The organism is Pantoea sp. X-Soil-ISGK-275, assembly GCF_059730795.1.
The window spans coordinates 2,148,407-2,167,003 of sequence record NZ_AP035976.1; the positions used below are offsets into that span (position 1 = coordinate 2,148,407).

The following is an 18,597-nucleotide window of genomic DNA, read 5'->3' on the forward strand; positions in this document are numbered from 1 at the left end:
CAAAAAGGTGCCACACCGCAATCTGTTTCACTCTGCACTTCACAAATCTTTAACGAAACCGATCGCGGAGAACCTGCACATGACAACACACCATCAACATTACATTAATGGCGCGTTTGTTGCCGATCAGAACGACAAGTGGATAGAAGTGATTAACCCGGCAACCGAGGCGTTACTGTCGCGCGTGCCGGAAGGCAGTAAACACGATGCCGCGCAAGCCATCGACGCTGCTGAAGTGGCGCAGCCGGGTTGGGAAGCGCTTCCCGCGGTTGAACGCGGCAACTGGCTGCGCAAAATTGCCGTTGCGATTCGTCAGCGTGAGCCGGAACTGACCGCCACTATCGTCGCCGAAGGCGGAAAAACCCAGGGACTGGCGCAAACCGAAGTGCTGTTTACCGCCGATTACCTTGAGTACATGGCCGAATGGGCACGCCGTTATGATGGCGAGATCATTAACAGCGATCGTCCCAACGAAAACATCTTCGTGTTCAAGAAAGCGATTGGCGTCACCACCGGCATTCTGCCGTGGAACTTCCCCTTCTTCCTGATTGCACGTAAAGCCGCGCCCGCGCTGGTAACCGGCAATACCATTGTTATCAAGCCCAGTGAGCTGACGCCTAACAATGCGGCGATTTTTGCGCAAATCATTCATGAAATTGGTCTGCCAAAAGGCGTGATCAACTTTGTTTACGGCTATGGCCCGGAGATTGGCCAGGAACTGGCAGGCAACCCGAAAGTCGGTCTGGTCAGTTTGACCGGCAGCGTCAACGCCGGTATCGCCACTATGGAAGCGGCGGCGAAAAACGTCACCAAAGTCTCGCTGGAGCTGGGCGGAAAAGCGCCGGCTATCGTCATGGATGATGCCGATCTCGATCTGGCGGTTAAAGCAATCGTCAGCTCCCGCGTAATCAATACCGGGCAAGTGTGTAACTGCGCAGAGCGCGTTTACGTGCAGGAAGGCATTTACGACCGCTTTATCAGCGCGCTGACTGCCGCCATGCAGCAGGTGAAGTTTGGTAACCCGGCTGAGCAAAATGATATTGATATGGGTCCGTTGATCACCGCGGCCGCGCTGGAGCGCGTTGAGCAGAAAGTGGCAAATGCGGTCGCGGATGGCGGCAAAGTGGTGCTGGGCGGCAAGCGAGCAGGCAGCAAAGGCTTCTATTTTGAACCAACTATCATCACGGGCGTGCGTCAGGATATGGAGATCATGCAGCAGGAGATTTTTGGTCCAGTGCTGCCAGTGATGACCTTTAAAACCCTTGATGAAGCCGTAGCGCTGGCAAATGACTGCGAATACGGTCTGACTTCATCGATTTACACCCAGAACCTCAACACCGCGATGGTGGCCCTGCGTAAGTTGAAGTTTGGCGAAACCTACATCAACCGCGAGAATTTCGAGGCGATGCAAGGTTTCCATGCGGGCTGGCGTAAATCGGGCATTGGCGGTGCTGATGGCCGTCACGGTTTGGAAGAGTTCTTGCAGACGCACGTGGCGTATTTGCAGTTCTCGTAGGATCGCCATTCATGGCGTAATGCTTGTCAATTAAGCCAACGACGAGGGCGCAGGCCGGTGGCACTTTTGGTCCGGCGGTCCTCGCGCCGCTAGCGCGGTACCTTCACTTCGCTCGTCTGCTTGACGGACCGGTGAAGACGGGACGTCCTTGTCCCGGCTCCACCTTTCGCCCGCGTCCTGCGGGCTCTCCTGGCTTCCTCGCTTCGTTCAGCGCTGCGGATTGCCTGCCCAAAAGTGCCCCCGGCCTGCTTTAAAGCTTCAGTGCGTGTTTCTGAAAAGGACAGATGTGTCAGAGCCCGCACCAGATTTAAAGCAAAATGGTTTCTTAACGGACAAGCATTACGCCATAAGTGGCGAACCTGTAACCCTGAAACCTTTATGAAACCCGCTTCTGGCTGCGCAGCAGCGCCAGGCCGCTTAACACCGACATCGCCATCAGATAATAACCAGGCGCCAGACTGGTGCCGGTCACGCTAATCAGCAGTGTACAGATCAGCGGTGCAAAGCCACCAAACACCGTCACCGCCACGTTATAGCTGATCGCCATGCCGCTGGCGCGCGTACCAATCGGGAACAGGTCAGCCATCACCGACGGCACCGTTGAGAAGTAGATCGACTTCAGCAGCGCCATCCAGCACACCAGCAAAATCAGGGTAGTCGGCGTGGTGTGATCAACCACCAGCTTAAATGCCGGATAGATAGTCACGATCAGCAGAATCAACGATCCCCACATCAGCGGCACGCGCCCTACGCGCTCTGCCCATAACCCCATGATTGGCGTGACCACCGTCAGAATCACGCCCGCCAACAAGGTGGCGGTAAACGCTACGCTGCCTGACAAGTGCAGGTTTTTAGTGGCGTAAGTCGGCACGTAGTTGAGCATGTAGTTCACCGCAGTCGAGATCACCATCAGGCCAATTGCCAACAGCATCAACTCCTTCTGGCGGCCAAACAGACTTTTTAGCGGCGCGGCTTCCGGTTTGTGCTCAGCAAAGCTCGCCGGTTCATGTACGTGACGGCGGATATAGATCCCCAGCGGACCTATCAGCAGGCCGAAGGCGAAGGGAATACGCCATCCCCATTCCTGAATCTGGCTTTCGCTGAGAATCTGCGTCAATCCAAGGCCAAACGCCGACGCCATCAATGTACTGGCGCCCTGCGTGGCGAACTGCCAGCTGGCGATAAAGGCTTTACGCTCAGGGAAATGCTCAACCAGGAACGCCGTCGAGCTGCCAAATTCGCCGCCGGCAGAGAACCCCTGCACCAGACGCGCCAGCAAAATCAGCAGCGGTGCCATCAGCCCAATGCTGCTGTAGCTCGGCATAAAGGTGATGACCGCGCCGCCGAGCATCATCAGGTTAATCGATAACAGCAGCGCTTTTTTACGACCGTGACGATCGGCATAGTTGCCCAGCACAATCGCGCCCAGCGGACGAATCAGGAATGACACACCAAAGCTGCCAAAGGTCAGCAACATCGAGACCGACGGATCGCTGGTGGGAAAGAAGGCATGCGCAATATAGCTGGCAAAAAAGCCGTATACAGCGATATCAAACCACTCCAGCGCATTACCAATACAGGTGGCGAACAGCGTTTTGTGCAGATTGGGTTTTGCCGCGCTCAACGGCATCGCCGTATTCAATGTACTCATTGGCCACCTCCAACGTGCGCACGATGCTTCGCCACCAGTTCTGTTCCCTGCTCGCCCAGATCCCACAGCAGACGCGTCATAATCTGCAAACCTTCGCGGGCAATCGATTTCAACATATGCTCGTTAACGCCATGCTGGCCGCAGGCCGGATACGAGTGCGGCACCCACAAGGTTGGCAAGCCGAGAATGTCCGAGAACACTTCATTGGGCAGCGAGCCGCCGAGATTAGGCAGCAGCGCCGGTTTCTTGCCGCTGGTTTCCGCCATGCTGGTCAGCACCCAATTGACCAGCGGATCGGTGGGATCAAGGCGTGTCGCGGGCGATCCGCGCATAAACTCCACGTCCACATAGTCAAAACCGTGCTGATGCAGATGGGCGCGCACATGCTGGGCGAGGTTTTCCCAATCGGTGCCCACCACAAAACGCAGCTGACAAACCGCCGTAGCGCTGCCCGGAATCGCATTCATTGGACGCGCCGGATTGCCGGTGAGGAATGACAACACTTCCAGCGTGTTCCAGCCATACAGACGTTCGGTCGGCGTCAGTCCCGGCTCGCCCCAGTTCAGGTCAATGTCGGGATCGCCCGGCATGCCGCCGACTTCGATATCACCGAGAATATCGCGCACCTGCGGCGTCAAAGAGTTGGGTTTTAGCGCCTCAACCTGCAACACGCCCTGTGCGTTGACCAGCGAGGCGATGGCGTTGGCCAACTGCGTACCCGGATTGCTCAATAAGCCGCCCCAGTTGCCGGAGTGATAGGCGTTGTCTCGCGCGTTGACAGTCAAACGGAAGTTAACCGCGCCGCGTGAGCCCAGGAACAGCGTGGGACGAATCGCGTTGAGGCGCGGACCGTCTGAGGCAATAAACAAATCGGCTTGCAGCAGCTCGCCATGCTGCTGGCACAACTGCGCCAGTCCCGGCGAGCTGATCTCTTCGCCCATCTCGAACAGCATTTTGCAGTTGAAGCCCAGGCTTCCACCGCGCAACTGATACACCTGATCCAGCGCAGCCAGATTGACGCAGTGCTGGCCCTTGTTATCCGCGCTACCGCGCGCATACCAGCGATCGCCCTCTTCAACCATCTGCCACGGCGATAAGCCGTCGCGCCAGTTTTCATCATCACCAAACACCACATCGCCGTGACCATAGCTGAGCAAGGTTGGCAGCATTGGGTCTTCGATGCGTACCGCCACGAGGAACGGTCGATTAGCGGCTTCCGGGTTGTCGATGAAATGCAAGGTAAAGCCCAGTGCAATCAGCTGCGGGCCGATCTCATCCTGCAAATAACGCTGTAGTTCGCTGTCACGATCCTCGCGCTGGCTTTCGGTGCGTTGCGCCACGCGACGCGCCAAAATACGTTGAAATTCCCCGCTGTCAAAATACGCGGTGGCCTGTTGAACCGCCTGTTGTGCTGTCATGTTTGCCCTGTCTTTTATTGTTTTGTCGTTGATTCATCTTTGCGGAAACGCTGCTTTGCCACAATTATCAATTTATCGAGTAAGATTTGCTTTTATGGCAAAGCTAACCTGCCCAATTTCGAGGCATGCACCACCATGAGGCACCCGCATGTTAAGCAGTGAAATCCGCTATTTTCTCGCCGTGGCCAATACCGGCTCGCTCAGCGCCGCCAGCGAACAGCTGTTTGTGGCGGTGTCGGCAATCAGCAGGCAAATTCAGCGGCTGGAGAATAAGGTAGGCGTGCCGCTGTTTGCGCGCCACGCGCGCGGTATGGTGTTGAATGAAGCGGGCGAAATTTTCGCGCATCACGTACGTAAGAACCTGCTCGATATGGAGTACGCGCTGGCGGAGATTAAGGGGCTGAAAGCGGTGCGCCGTACATTGATTCGCGTCGCCTGCACCGATGGGCTGGCGTTTACGCTGCTACCCCGTTTAATCGCGGATTTTCGCAATGATAATCCGGGCGTGCTGTTTGATGTGAAAGTCGCCAGCACCCAAGGCGTGGCGGAAGCGCTGCGCAACGGCGAGTGTGACGTAGCGCTGCAGTTTAGTCTGCACGCGGAACGCGGCGTCGAAGTGATGGGTTCGTGGCCGGCACCGGTATTAATCGTTATGCATCAAACACATCCGCTGGCGACTGCGCCGCAGGTCACGCTCGCCGATCTCAGCCACTATCCGCTGGCCTTGCCGCAGCAAAACACCACCGTGCGGCAACTGTTTGAGCTTGCCAGCCACATGAATGGCAGCCTGGTTGAGCCGGTGATGACTTGCGATACCTTCTCGATGCTGTTTCAGTTTTTGCTGCGTACACCGCAGGCGGTGACGATTTGCAGCGCCTTTACCGTGCTGCAGGAGGCTGAAACGCACGGTTTGATTTTGCGCTCAGTGGGCATCGATCAGCTGAGCCAGCGCACTTTGCAACTGCAGACGCAATCAGGGCGACCTCGCAGTGCCGCCCTGAATGTGTTTCTCTCCTTTTTACTGCAACAGCTGGACGCGTTAGAGGAACCGCTGCGCCAGCGTTGGAAGCCGTAACTCAGTTCTTGATATCCACCGGATAGAAGATGTGTTTACCGAACGGATCGACCTGATAACCGCTCACCGACTTGCGTACCGGCTCAAAGATGGTTGAGTGCGCAATCATCACTGCGGGCATTTGGTCATGCATGATCTGCTGCGCTTGCTGATACAGCACCACGCGTTTGTCGTGATTCTGCTCGGCACGCGCTTCGGTGATAATCTTCTCGAACGGCTGATAACACCATTTCGATGAGTTGGAGCCGCCATTCGCTGAGGTGCAGCTGTAGAGCGGGCCGAAGAAGTTATCCGGATCGCCGGTCGCGGTGGTCCAGCCCATCAGCGCCGCCTGATGCTCGCCGCCTTTCACGCGCTTGAGGTATTCGCCCCACTCATAGCTGACGATATTGGCTTTGATGCCCACTTTGGCCCAATCCGCCTGAATCATCTCCGCCATTCGTCGCGCGTTCGGATTATACGGTCGCTGGACCGGCATCGCCCACAGCGCGATTTCGGTGCCTGGCTTGATGCCCGCTTCCTGCAGCAGTGCTTTGGCTTTCTCCGGATCGTAGTCGTAATCCTTCAGATCTTTATCCGCACTCCACACGTCCGGCGGCAGGATGTTTTTCGCCACCGTGCCGGTGCCTTTAAAGATGGCATCGATAATCGCTTGCTTGTTGATCGCCATCGCCAGCGCCTGACGCACCTTCACGTTATCCAGCGGCGCTTTGGTAGTGTTGAACGACAGGAAACCGGTATTCAGGCCCGATTTCTGTTGCAGCGTTAAATCGGGATTGGTGCGCATCTTCTCCAGATCGGCCGGATTGGGGAACGGCATAATCTGGCATTCGTTTTTTTCCAGCTTGGCGTAACGCACCGAGGCGTCCGGCGTGATGGAGAAGACAATGCGATCGAGCTTCGCCTTGCCCTGCCAGTATTCCGGGAAGGCTTTGTAGAGGATGCGTGAATCTTTTTGATACTGCACCAGCTCAAACGGTCCGGTGCCAATCGGCTCCATATCGACCTTCTCCGGCGTGCCGGCTTTTAACATCTGGTCGGCGTATTCTGCCGAATGAATCGAGGCAAAATACCACGCCAAATCGGCGAGGAATGGCGCTTCAGCGTGAGCTAAGGTGATGCGCACAGTATTGTCATCGACTTTTTCAATGCTGGTGATCAGCTTGGCCAGCTCAAAGCTTTCAAAGTTGGCGTAGTTACCACCAGAGACATTGTGGTACGGGTTTTTGGGGTCCATCTGGCGCATAAACGAGAAGATCACGTCATCGGCATTAAAATCGCGCGATGGCTTAAACAGCTTGTTGCTCTGGAATTTCACCCCTTTGCGTAGATGGAAGGTGTAGACCTTGCCATCCGGGCTGATATCCCAGCTCTCAGCGAGGCTGGGCACCAGTTCGGTGGTGCCGGGCGTAAAGTCCACCAGGCGGTTAAATATCGGCACTGCGCTGGCATCGACGCTGGTTCCCGAGGTGTACAACTGCGGGTTGAAGTTCTCTGGCGATCCTTCAGAACAGTAAACCAACGTTTTTGCCGAAACCCCGCCCGCAACCGCCAAGCCGATTGCCGTGAGAGTGAGATTTGCCATCATTTTTTTCATCATGATCCTCGCTTTTTATTGACTTCCATGAGTCTGCTTCGTTATTTAATGTTCATCTGATTAATAAATAACATGATTTAACCAGCACGCGTACTACAGACGCCGCAATGCTAATAAGGAATTGTGATGACAGACCAACTTGCCAGCCAATTGACCCAGCGTTTCTACCGTTATCTGGCGGTTTCCAGCCAGAGCGATGCCAAATCAACTACGCTGCCGAGTACGCCGTCCCAACATGCGATGGCGGAGTTACTGGCAAAGGAGCTGGGCGAACTGGGATTGCAGCATATTGTGATTGACCAGCACGCTACGGTCACGGCGGTGAAACCCGGCAATCGTCCAGATGCGCCGCGTATCGGTTTTATCACCCATATCGATACCGTGGATGTTGGCCTCTCGCCGGATATCCATCCGCAAACTCTCACGTTCACCGGTGAAGATCTGTGCCTTAACAGCACGCAGGACATCTGGCTGCGCGTGGCGGAACATCCGGAAATTAAACCCTATCTCGGTCAGGAGATTATCTTCAGCGACGGCACCAGCGTGCTGGGCGCCGACAACAAAGCCGCCGTCACGGTGGTGATGACGCTGCTGGAGAACCTGCGTGGCGATCACGGTGATATCGTGGTGGCATTTGTGCCCGATGAGGAGATTGGCCTGCGCGGCGCCAAAGCGCTCGATCTGGAGCAGCGCTTTAACGTCGATTTTGCCTGGACCATCGACTGCTGCGAGCTGGGTGAAGTGGTGTATGAAAACTTCAATGCCGCCGCCGCTGAGCTGGTGTTTACCGGCGTGCCAGCGCATCCGATGTCGGGCAAAGGCGTGTTAGTCAATCCGCTGCTGATGGCGCATGACTTTATCTCCCGTTTTGATCGCTTAAAAACCCCTGAACATACCGAAGGTCGCGAAGGCTATATCTGGTTCAACGATATGAATGCCAACGCCAGCCGCGCGGTGTTAAAAGCCTCGATTCGTGATTTTGATTTGCAGGGCTTTGACGCGAAGAAACAGCAGCTGGTGGAAGTGGCCGACGAAATTGCCGCGCGTTATCCCACCGGCCATGTCGCGCTGACCATTAACGATACTTACAGCAATATCAGTAATGCGATTGGCGAGGATCGTCGCGCGATTGATTTGATTTTTGCCGCGCTGCAGCAGGTGGGCGTGGAGCCGAAAGTGATCCCGATGCGCGGCGGCACTGACGGTGCAGCGCTGTCAGCAAAAGGATTACTGACGCCGAACTTCTTCACCGGCGCACACAATTTCCATTCGCGCTTTGAGTTTTTGCCGGTTCCCTCGTTTGTGAAGTCGTATCAGGTTGCTGAAGCGCTGTGTTATTTAGCCGCGAAATAAAACAAAAAGGTCGTCATAAATGACGACCTTACGGTTGGATTGGGGTCGCCAAACATGGCGACCTTTTTAACGTTATTTGCTGGCTGAAACATCAATCCCAGGGAAGAATTTCGCCGCCAGTTTGGTGACCGTGCCATCGGTCTGCACCTTGGTGATCGCCGCATCCAGCTCTTGTTTCAGTTTGGCATCGCCTTTACGCAGGCCAAAACCAATACCTGTACCGAGAATGGTGTCATCTTCTACCGGCTTGCCGACAAAGGCGAAACCTTTACCCTGCGGCTTTTCAAGGAAGCCCGATTGACCTGCAGCAGACATCACCAACGTGCCGTCAAGACGACCGGCAACCATGTCGTTATAAACCTGGTTCTGATCCTGATATGAAGTCACTGTAACGCCCTGCGCTTCCCAGTGCTTCTTAGCATACGTTTCCTGAATCGAACCCTGCAGCACACCGATGTTTTTGCCTTTCAGTGATTCGGCGGTTGGCAGCAGCTTCTCACCCTCTTTCACGATCAGCATGGTCGGAATGCGGTAGATCGGTTTGGTGAAGTCGATGCTTTTTGCACGCGCTTCAGTGATGTTCATCGCGGAGTTGATAGCATCAAATTTTTTCGCCTGCAGAGCCGGAATCAGGGCATCAAAGCTGCTTTCCACCCATTTACAGTCGAAGTGACCTACCTGGCAAATCGCTTTACCCAGTTCGATATCGAAACCTTCCAGTTCGCCCTGCGCGTTGCGGCTCTCAAATGGCGGATACTGCGATTCCAGACCATAGCGTAAGGTTTCCTGCGCCAGCGCGTGCGCCGAGGTCAGCATGCCCAGAGCGACAAACAGTGCGTTCAATTTTTTCATTATATTTACCCCTAAGTTACCCTTTGACCTGGCAGAGCGCTTCTGCACCGGCCTGAAGTGTTGCGTCGTCTTTTGCGAATGACAGGCGAATTAATTTATTGTCAGTGCCGTCCATATAAAACGCCGACAACGGAATGGTGGCCACACCGTGATCGACGATGAGACGTTTTACCATTTCGCTATCACTTTCGTCACTGAAATGTCCGTAGCTGGCCAACATAAAGAACGAACCGGCGCTCGGTAGCAGCTTAAATGGCGAATCCTGCATCAACGTCAGCAGGCGATCGCGTTTTTCCTGATAGAACGGTGACAGCTGCAGATAGTTTTGTGGGTTTTGCAGATAGTGAGCAAAACCGACCTGCATCGGCGTATCGGCGGCGTACATCATGAACTGATGGACTTTGACGATCTCTTCCATCAGCGCTGCCGGTGCCAGCGCATAACCCACGCGCCAACCGGTTACGTGGAAGGTTTTGCCGAAGGATGAAACCACCACGCTGCGCTGCGCCAGTTCCGGATGCGTTGCCATGCCGCAGTGCTTACGGCCATCAAACAGAATATGTTCGTAGACTTCGTCAGACAGCACCACGATATCGGTGTTGCGCGTCAACGCGGCTAACTGATCCAGATCCGCGGCTGACAGCACCTGCGCGCTAGGGTTGTGCGGCGTATTGATGATGATCATGCGGGTGCGCGGCGTAATGGTGGCACGCAGTTCGTCCCAGTTGATGGCGAAATCAGGTACCTGCAACTTCAGGCCAATTGGCGTAGCGCCTTGCAGACGGACCACCGGCGCGTAGCTGTCAAAAGCCGGTTCGAAGAAAATCACCTCATCACCCGCATGCACCAGTGCGGAAATCGCCATGTAAATGCCCTGGCTGGCACTGCCGGTGATCAGCACTTCGCTACCGGCATCATATTGCTGGCCATAAAGTGTGTGCACTTTCTGCGCCAGCGCTTCTCGCAGTGACGGCAGGCCGGTCATTGAGGCGTATTGGTTATGACCGTCGCGCATCGCCTTACTCACCAGCTCAACCAGGTGCGGATCGCACGGGAAGTTGGGTGCGCCTTGCGACAGATTGATGGCTTTGTGTTGCGCCGACAGTTGGCCGATGACGCTAAAAATCGTCGTGCCGACATCGGGCTGTTTGGAAGAGATGTTAACACTGCTATTCAGGGTCATCGGTGCCTCGTGAGGTTGCATAACCACGTATCGAATGTAGATTTCTATTCAACGGCGTGCGGCTTGAGTCGACAAGCGAATTGTTGTCATAATAGCCATGATTAAAAATCATAGCTTGAGGTTGTTATGTCCCGCTCTGCTCTGCCGCTCAATGCCATTCACGCGTTTCTGGTGACCGCGCGCCATCTCAACCTGACGCGAGCCGCCAGCGAACTGTTCATCACCCAAGGCGCAGTGAGCCGTAAAATCGCCACGCTGGAGAGCTGGCTGGGATTCGCGCTTTTTATCCGTCACGCTCGTGGCCTGCATCTCACCGAACAGGGCGCGGCGCTGTTGCCGGAATTGAAGCAAGGTTTCGCCATGCTGGTGAATGCCACAGAAAAAGCCAGCCGCAGTAACGCCGCCATTCGCCTGAAAGCGCCCACCTGCGCCATGCGCTGGCTGGTGCCGCGTCTGGTGGCGCTGGAACAGCAGCGTCCGGATATTCACGTGGCGTTGACCACCACGCTCGATCATGGCTCGCAGTTGGATAATTTTGACGCGGCGATTGTGTTTGGCCCAACGCCCGCCGGATCGATTTGCCTGTTTGAGGAGCGTTTAACGCCGGTGATGGCCAGCAGCGTCACGCCGCCGAGCCAGATTGGCGAACTGGCGAAGTTTACTTTTTTGCATCCAACGCAGGATTCACGCGACTGGCAGCTTTGGCTGGCCGAATTGGATGCCGCATTACCGATGGCGCGCAATCAGCATTTCGCCACCATGGATCTGGCGATCAGCGCCGCGATTCAGGGATTTGGCGTCACGGTGGCGGATGTCACCTTAGTGCAGAACGATGTGTTGAATGGCCGACTGATTGCGCCGTTTGCCGCCAGTGTGGCCACCGGCGCGAGCTACAGCCTGTTACAGCGGGCAGAAAAAGATGCGCCACCGTTCCTGCCGGAACTGGTGGCGTGGTTATCAGAGGTTTAGAAAGAGACCCATTCGTCAGAGGCCGGTTTCGGCTGCGTAGGAACTGCGCCTGCCAACACCGGACGACGCAGCGCGGTTGGCGAAACCACGGCCTTGTTCACCGGCGCGCTGTCCGACAAGCGGAATTTCGCCACCGAAGCCTGCAGCTCCTGCGTTTGACGCTCCAGCGCGCTGGCGGCGGCAGAAACCTCTTCAACCAGCGAGGCGTTCTGTTGGGTGACGCTGTCCATTTCGGTGACGGCGGTGCCGACCTGCGAAATGCCTTTGCTCTGCTCTTCTGACGCTGCAGCGATGTGCTTCATAATCTCATTCACATCCTGTACCGACTTAAGAATGTCGTGCATGGTGCTGCCCGCGCTGCTCACCAGCTCCGACCCTTTTTCCACGCGCTGCACGGAATCTTCGATCAGTGTGGCGATCTCCTTCGCCGCACCGGCGCTACGCTGTGCCAGATTGCGTACCTCGCTGGCTACCACGGCAAAACCGCGGCCCTGTTCACCGGCGCGTGCGGCTTCCACCGCAGCGTTCAGCGCCAGGATGTTGGTCTGGAAGGCGATGCTATTAATCACGCTGGTGATTTCCGCGATCTTCTTCGAGCTGCCTGAGATGCCTTGCATGGTGGTAACCACCTCACCCACCAACTTGCCGCCCTGCTGCGCGGTGCCGGTGGCAGTTTCTGCCAGCGAACTGGCCTGACGCGCGTTGTCGGCGTTGAACTTCACGGTGGCGGTTAACTGCTCCATGCTGGCCGCCGTTTGCTCCAGTGCGGCCGCCTGCTCTTCGGTGCGCGAAGAGAGATCGTTGTTGCCGGAGGAGATCTCCGCCGCGCCGCGATAGATATTTTCAGTTCCGCTGCGAATCGCGCTTACTGCTTCGCGCAGGCTGTCCTGCATGGCACGCAGCAGCGGCACCAGTTTGCCGACGCAGTTACGGCCAAACTCTTCCACCGGCTGGCTCAGATCGCCCTGCGCAATAATAGAGAAATGGTTGCGGATGCGTTCTAGCGGTTTCACCAGCATCGCCACCAGATAGCGATCGGTAAACAGCAGGATGAACAAGCCAATCACTACCGCCACCAGAATGATCACTTTGGTGATGCTGGTGAGCTTATCAACAATGACGCGCGTCTCATCCAGCTTGCTACCAGCGGCTTTATTGAAGGCTTCAGCGCTGGCACCAAACGCGCGGCTCAGCGGCGGCGTGACGTTATTGGCTTGCGCGCGATAGGCTTCAACCGTGCCCTGCTGCGCCAGCGAAACCTGCGGGGCGATACCTTCATCCAGCAGTTTTTGCCAGTTGGCAATAACGCTATTGGCGGTCTCCGCGTCCATCGGACCCGGCGCCATGGTTTTAAACTGCTCCAGCAGGTTTTTCATATTGTCGAGCGCTTGCTGTACCGGCGCGAATGCATCAGCACTGACTGCATTGCCCGCAGCACGACCTTCCATCACACGCGACAGACGCGTAACCACACGAAAATATTGATCGTTTCCTTTGCTCAAAACCGTCATTTGATTAACCAGCTGGCGGTCAATCTCGTTGCCCTCGCCGAGGGCGTTCAGTGAGTGGACGCTAAACAGCCCAACGGCACACCACAGCAGGCAAAACAGCCCAAGAATGGTGAGCAATACGGCGCGGATGGTGAAATTTTTTAAGATACCCATACATAATCCCGTGGTGTGAAACGCGAAGGAGGCCCGATAAAATCGGGCATATTGCGTTTATCGGCATCGGATGGGGAAAATGTAACGGTTTTGTAAGCTAATTAATTGCTTACTGACGCAGGTGAGGAAAAGGCGCTTTTATGATTAATCAGCAAGATAGGCGAGAATTTGGCTTATAAATTCATTTGCCTGCTTACACCATTAGCAGGCTCATCAAAGCTTAACGTGGCTGCGCATCATTAAACGGAACAAACGCAGCCGTCCACGCATAAACCGCGCCTTTACCACTGCCTGGGCTTTGCCCTGATCGCCTAACGCCAGCGTCAGATCGTTGCCCGGTCGCCAGACTGGCCAATCAACCTCGCCGGGCAAGTGCGCGCTGAACTCGCTGGCTTCCCGCGCGAAGGTGACCCAATAGGCGCTAACTGCGCCGGCGAACGCTTTATCCTGCTCGCTGTAGCTGCGTTCCGCTGACGGCATTAGCGTATCCAGCGTGTTGAAGACATAGGGAATTTCATTGCCGTGCCAGGTACCGTGCGGATAGAGATCGCGCGCATTTTCAGAGACGTAATCGAACCAGTAACGCCATGCGGGCATGCCGATATTGTGCTGCGCCTGAGCGACCATAAACGGTAACACCGTGAACGCCATATCGCGCCCCACCGCGCGTCCCAGCAGCGCATCATCATGAATGTCGTACAGCCACTTCATCAGACGATAACTGACGCGGTTCTTACTGCGCATCTGCCGCAACACCGCCGTGGCATCCACGCCAAAATAGTCCAGCACGCTGGCTTCATCACTGTTGCTGCCGATCATTAACGGGATGCGATGCTGCTTACCGCTCATGAAGGTGGTTAGCATCGGTTTTGGCAACACCGCATCGCCGCTGATGGGCACCGGGCCGAGCGCCAGCGGGCGTTCTAACGGCCAGAATTGTTCGGCGGGTAGCTCGCGCAGCTGCTCGGCGCTGGCATCTTCGGGTAAAGAAAAATGCGCCGCCACCTGCAAACCGATTTGCTGTGCCTGCTTTTGCGGGATGTCGGGCAAGCTGTAGGCGCTTTGTACAATGCCTTTGTGAAACAACGCCTCGGAGAGTGGCGAGCAGCACAGCGATAACACGCTGCGCGCGCCGGAGGATTCACCAAATAGCGTCACGTTATTACGATCGCCGCCAAAGGCAGGAATGTTGCGCTGAATCCATTGCAAGGCGGCAATTTGATCGAGTAAGGCAAAGTTGTTGATCACGCGCCCGGCGGAATATTGCGCATCCAGCGCCGGATGAGAGAAGAAGCCGAAGTGGCCAAGGCGATAGTTGAGCGTTACGACGACGACGCCTTGCGCCGCCAGCGCTTTGCCACGATAGGGATCGAGATGGCCCGCGCCGATGGCAAAACCGCCGCCGTGCAACCAGACCATCACCGGCAACGGCCGCGATGGCTCGACATCCGGTGTCCAGATATTGAGGTAGAGACAATCTTCACTGAAGCGACCGGGATCGCCACCGCCAGCGGCCACGCAATAGTCACGGTTCTGCCAGCTTGCCGCGCCCCATTCAGTTGCATCACGCACATCCTGCCACGGTTGCACCGGCTGCGGCGGTCGCCAGCGTAAAGCGCCTGTGGGTGCGGCTGCGTACGGTATTCCTCTGAAGACAAAAAGATCTTCGTCCATCAGGCCCCTGAGTTCACCTTCTGCGGTCATGATCCTCAGACGTCGTTCATTTTTCATCTCGGGTTCCCTGATAATGCATCGTTCCATTATTTGCAGGCCTTGGACGAATGTCCATGTTCTCAAAGCATTTGCAGATTATGCCGAACCGTGGCGCGATTCTTTGAACAACTCCATCAAATATTTTGGCTAACCCCATTGAGACCAATTGTTTTAAGGTTGCAAGTTAACCTGGCGCGACGGAGAAACACCATGTTGGTTGGCATTAACCAGATGTTCAATCGGATGTGCGATCACCCGGATTTCGGCAAACTGCTGTTACGCCTGACGTTTGGCGGACTGCTACTGTTTCATGGGGCGTTCAAGGTGGTGCATGGCGTGGGCTGGATAGCGCACATGCTCGCCGTCAAAGGGATGCCAGGTTTCATCGCTTACGGTGCTTACATTGGGGAAATAGCGGCACCTGTAATGGTGATCATCGGATTACTGACGCGCCCTGCGGCGTTCATTATTGCGGTGAACATGATTGTTGCGACTCTGCTGGTAAAAATGGGCGCTGTCTGGCATCGCACAGATGTCGGAGCCTGGGCGCTGGAGACAGAAGCTCTTTACCTGCTGGGCGCGCTCGCCATTATGTTTTTGGGTGCCGGGAAGTACACGCTGGTGCGTGACGCGCGCTTGCAATAACCACAAGAAAAGCAGCCGGTCTGCTGAATTTCAGACCGGCTGTAACATTTCTTACGCTACGCCACAGCGCTCAAGACTGCGCTGCTGCATCTGCTGATACAACGCCATCTCATCCTGCACCGCTGTACCAAGCGCGCTTTCAAAATCCGCCCGGCTGGCATTACCTGCGCTGCGCGTTTGCGCCACATCGCCCAGATTTGACTGGAAAATCCCCGCTGCGCTCACCGGCAGGAAATCCTCGTAAACGATCGGTTCGGCGCTCAATCGCCCTTCTGCCAGCAACTGCGTCACGCTTTCGCCCGCGCGTGGCGGCAGATGCTCGCCTTTGTCGGTCAGGCGATAGCGGAACCACGCCAATTGCTGTTCGCGCAAGGTCTCTTCGTCATCGGGGAAGTCACCAAACACCGCGCTGAGATGTTGCTGGTGATGTTGGTTATCGCTGCCGGTACCGGCTTCGGCCAGCAAACGATCGTAAAGTTCGCGCCCTTTCGGCGTGAGCGCTGCGCCGCGCTGTTCAATCTCACCAAAGCGCGCGGTATGCGTGCCCGGCGTGCCATCATTAAAGTGCACCGCTTCTTCCAGGGCTTTGAAGCTGGTCTGGCGCAGTAGAATCGGCACTTTGCGCTGCGGCGGGCCTTCAATCAGGTTTTTGGGATCGATACCGCGTGACGGCATCAGTGATTGCACGCGATCGATATCTAGCGTGCGCGGCGTTAAATGATTGATGTGGCAACCGCGGAAACACACCACATCGGCAATCAGACGATGCTGCTGGCTCAATGCGCGATGGGTGGCGCTGTCTACGGTGGTGTGCGCATGCCAGCGGAAAGTTTCCAGCGCTTCCTGCACGAAAGTCGCCGCATCCGCTGCGTTTAAACCGCCCTGCTGCTGATGCTTAGCGATCAAGGCACGGCAACCCGGCGTAAAGATATCGCGCGCGGCGAGAATCGTAGCGGCCTTCTCACGCAGCGCCGCATCATCAATCAGTTCGAGACGCAGCAGCGAGGTGAACACGCGGAACGGATTGTGGCGCAATGCGCGGTCGCTGACCGGACGAAACGCCGTGGAGTGCACCGGCACACCGGCTTGCGACAGGTCGTAATACCCCACCGCTTCCATGCCCATCACGGCAAACATCTGGCGCAACGTGCTGAGTTCTTCAGCCTTGCCGACGCGAATCGCACCGTGACGCTCGACGCTGAGGCGACTTAGCTCATCGGCAGCCGACAGGCGGTTTTTCAACTCGGGATTGGCTTCCAGCGTACGTTCATTAACGGCGGTGACCAACTGCGTCAGCGTGCCGTATTGCGGCACTTCCTGCTGATACATGGCCGACATTGCCTGCGAGAACAGCGTGCGGATGGCATCGCTGCTGAGAAAGTTTGGCATCATCATCACCTTGGGCTTACGGGTTGATGCTACTGTAGATCAACCCTTTAGCGGCGGGTAACAATTTCGTGGAACTGTGATCGCCTTGTCACTCAGTGAGGTTTGACTGGTCACCAAAGCGACATTTCAGCACCAGCATGAGGGTGGTTAATACCGCAGGAATCGCCAGCAGCAGGAAGATCTGACTGAACGTCCAGCCGAGCGTTAACAACTCAGCTCCGACAAAGGCGCTGATGATGGCGCCGATGCGGCCAACGCCATGCATCCAGCTGGAGCCGGTGGCTCGAGCGTGTGTTGGATAATAACTGGCGGAGAGCGCATTCATGCCGGTGTTGGCACCGTTAAAACAGAAGCCGCTGCAGAAAGCGATGGCGCTCATTAAGCCAACCTGCGCAGGAGAAAAACCCAGCGCCACAATGGCAATGCCGCCGCAGAAATAGATCACCGCCAGCGCCAGATTGGCGTTGATGCGATCCATCAACCAACCGGCAAACAGAGAGCCAATGGTTCCACCGGCCTGATACATCGCCGTGACAATCGCCGCTTCCGTCACCGACATGCCAAGCGTGCTGATCAGCGAAGGCATCCAGCTGCCAATCAGATAAACGAGGAACAGCCCCATAAAGTAGCCGCCCCACAACATCAAACTGCCAAACAGATAGCGGCGCGACAACACGGTTGCCACGGAACCTTTACGCGCGGTGGGCAGCTCAGTGCTTTGGTAATGGCTACCCGGCTGCACGGTGCCGGGCAGCATACGTTCGAGGATGGCGTGAATATGTGCGGCAGGCGCACGACGGCTAATCAGGAAACGTACCGATTCCGGTAAGCCGCGCACTAAAAAAGGCAGCACCAGCAGCGGCAGCACGCCGCCCATCAGCATGACGGAGTGCCAGTCATAGCGCGGCAACAGCCACGAAGCGGCAAAGCCACCGGTTGCGGCTCCAAAGGTAAAGCCACAGAACACCACGGTAATAATGAAGGAGCGACGACGTTCGGGCGCGTATTCGGCCACCAAAGTGCCAACGTTAGGCATGGCGGCGCCAAGCCCTAAACCGGTGAGAAAGCGGAACAGCATCATCTGTTCGATGTTCTGCGCCATCGCCGTGGCCAGCGTCCACAGGCCGAAAAACAGTACGCTGATCAGGATCATCACGCGGCGACCATAACGATCGGCCAGCGGCCCGGCGACCATCGCGCCCAGCGCCAGACCAATCAACGCTGCGCTGATCACCAGGCCGAGTTGATGGTTAGTCACGCCCCAACTGGCTTTCAGCGTCGGCGCGATAAAGCCCATTAGCGCAATGTCCATGCCGTCCAGCGCCACTACCACGAAGCACAGCGCGATTAAGCGCTTCTGCCAGCTGCTAAGCGCACTCTTATTGATAAGCTGGCGAACATCTACTGCTTCAACGCTGGTCACGTAACGACTCCTGCACTTTTAACCGTTTAGGGCATCAGTTTTAGTAAAAAAAACGGCGCTTATCATAGCTCATCGTTAACAATAGCGGGCACTGTTTTTGGATGTAATTGAGAATTATTCAGCTTTTATCGAATTATGTTGTTGATTTT

General features: G+C 56.1%; 14 protein-coding genes. 5 read left to right on the forward strand and 9 right to left on the reverse strand.

The genetic code is table 11. The features are described from left to right. The first annotated feature begins 79 nt into the window (after positions 1-79). A complete protein-coding gene (gene aldA / locus AC6I8A_RS10025) occupies positions 80-1,516 on the forward strand; it encodes an aldehyde dehydrogenase (RefSeq protein WP_265298178.1) in 1,437 nt (478 codons plus the stop codon). 376 nt (positions 1,517-1,892) lie between these two features. Here the strand turns inward: aldA and AC6I8A_RS10030 are convergent, their stop codons facing one another. Next, positions 1,893-3,167, reverse strand: a complete 1,275-nt coding sequence (locus AC6I8A_RS10030; RefSeq protein WP_293796938.1) for an MFS transporter — start codon at positions 3,165-3,167, stop codon at positions 1,893-1,895. Beyond that, positions 3,164-4,585 (reverse strand): M20 family metallopeptidase, encoded by a 1,422-nt coding sequence (locus tag AC6I8A_RS10035; RefSeq protein ID WP_497818413.1) that lies wholly within the window; start codon positions 4,583-4,585, stop codon positions 3,164-3,166. The genes AC6I8A_RS10030 and AC6I8A_RS10035 overlap by 4 nt, the downstream gene beginning before the upstream one ends. Before the next feature lie 148 nt (positions 4,586-4,733). Between AC6I8A_RS10035 and AC6I8A_RS10040 the strand changes: the two genes are divergently transcribed. Continuing rightward, positions 4,734-5,660 carry a LysR family transcriptional regulator gene (locus AC6I8A_RS10040; RefSeq protein ID WP_479489632.1) on the forward strand — a complete coding sequence of 309 codons (927 nt, stop codon included), beginning with the start codon at positions 4,734-4,736 and terminating at the stop codon, positions 5,658-5,660. Between the two features lies 1 nt (position 5,661). Here AC6I8A_RS10040 and AC6I8A_RS10045 read toward each other — a convergent pair whose 3' ends face one another. Next, entirely contained in the window at positions 5,662-7,257 is a 1,596-nt protein-coding gene (locus AC6I8A_RS10045; RefSeq protein ID WP_497818943.1) for an ABC transporter substrate-binding protein, read from the reverse strand. Positions 7,258-7,383: 126 nt separating this feature from the next. On the opposite strand from AC6I8A_RS10045, the gene pepT reads away from it, so the two are divergent. After that, a complete protein-coding gene (gene pepT / locus AC6I8A_RS10050; RefSeq protein ID WP_497818414.1) occupies positions 7,384-8,610 on the forward strand; it encodes a peptidase T in 1,227 nt (408 codons plus the stop codon). Positions 8,611-8,682: 72 nt separating this feature from the next. Here the strand turns inward: pepT and AC6I8A_RS10055 are convergent, their stop codons facing one another. Beyond that, on the reverse strand, positions 8,683-9,462 hold the full coding sequence (locus AC6I8A_RS10055; protein WP_008106371.1) for a transporter substrate-binding domain-containing protein: 780 nt from the start codon (positions 9,460-9,462) through the stop codon (positions 8,683-8,685). Between the two features lie 16 nt (positions 9,463-9,478). Beyond that, a complete protein-coding gene (locus AC6I8A_RS10060; protein ID WP_479487076.1) occupies positions 9,479-10,645 on the reverse strand; it encodes a methionine aminotransferase in 1,167 nt (388 codons plus the stop codon). A 126-nt stretch (positions 10,646-10,771) separates the two neighbouring features. Here AC6I8A_RS10060 and AC6I8A_RS10065 point away from each other — a divergent pair, with 126 nt between their 5' ends. Then, positions 10,772-11,614 carry a LysR substrate-binding domain-containing protein gene (locus AC6I8A_RS10065; RefSeq protein WP_497818415.1) on the forward strand — a complete coding sequence of 281 codons (843 nt, stop codon included), beginning with the start codon at positions 10,772-10,774 and terminating at the stop codon, positions 11,612-11,614. Here the strand turns inward: AC6I8A_RS10065 and AC6I8A_RS10070 are convergent. Both AC6I8A_RS10070 and AC6I8A_RS10075 read right to left on the reverse strand, forming a co-directional pair. Then, the gene (locus tag AC6I8A_RS10070; RefSeq protein ID WP_497818416.1) at positions 11,611-13,278 is read right to left on the reverse strand and encodes a methyl-accepting chemotaxis protein; all 1,668 of its coding nucleotides are present in this window, start codon (positions 13,276-13,278) and stop codon (positions 11,611-11,613) included. The genes AC6I8A_RS10065 and AC6I8A_RS10070 overlap by 4 nt on opposite strands. A gap of 213 nt (positions 13,279-13,491) precedes the next feature. Continuing rightward, entirely contained in the window at positions 13,492-15,009 is a 1,518-nt protein-coding gene (locus AC6I8A_RS10075) for a carboxylesterase/lipase family protein (protein ID WP_497818417.1), read from the reverse strand. A 192-nt stretch (positions 15,010-15,201) separates the two neighbouring features. Here AC6I8A_RS10075 and AC6I8A_RS10080 point away from each other — a divergent pair, with 192 nt between their 5' ends. Continuing rightward, positions 15,202-15,636: a DoxX family protein gene (locus tag AC6I8A_RS10080; protein WP_265298160.1), complete on the forward strand. Its 435-nt coding sequence runs from the start codon at positions 15,202-15,204 to the stop codon at positions 15,634-15,636. 51 nt (positions 15,637-15,687) lie between these two features. On the opposite strand, the gene hglS is transcribed toward AC6I8A_RS10080, so the two are convergent. Next, positions 15,688-17,025, reverse strand: coding sequence for a 2-oxoadipate dioxygenase/decarboxylase HglS (gene hglS / locus AC6I8A_RS10085; RefSeq protein ID WP_497818418.1), 1,338 nt, complete (start codon positions 17,023-17,025; stop codon positions 15,688-15,690). Positions 17,026-17,113: 88 nt separating this feature from the next. After that, entirely contained in the window at positions 17,114-18,448 is a 1,335-nt protein-coding gene (locus AC6I8A_RS10090) for an MFS transporter (RefSeq protein ID WP_256696511.1), read from the reverse strand. Positions 18,449-18,597: the final 149 nt, after the last annotated feature.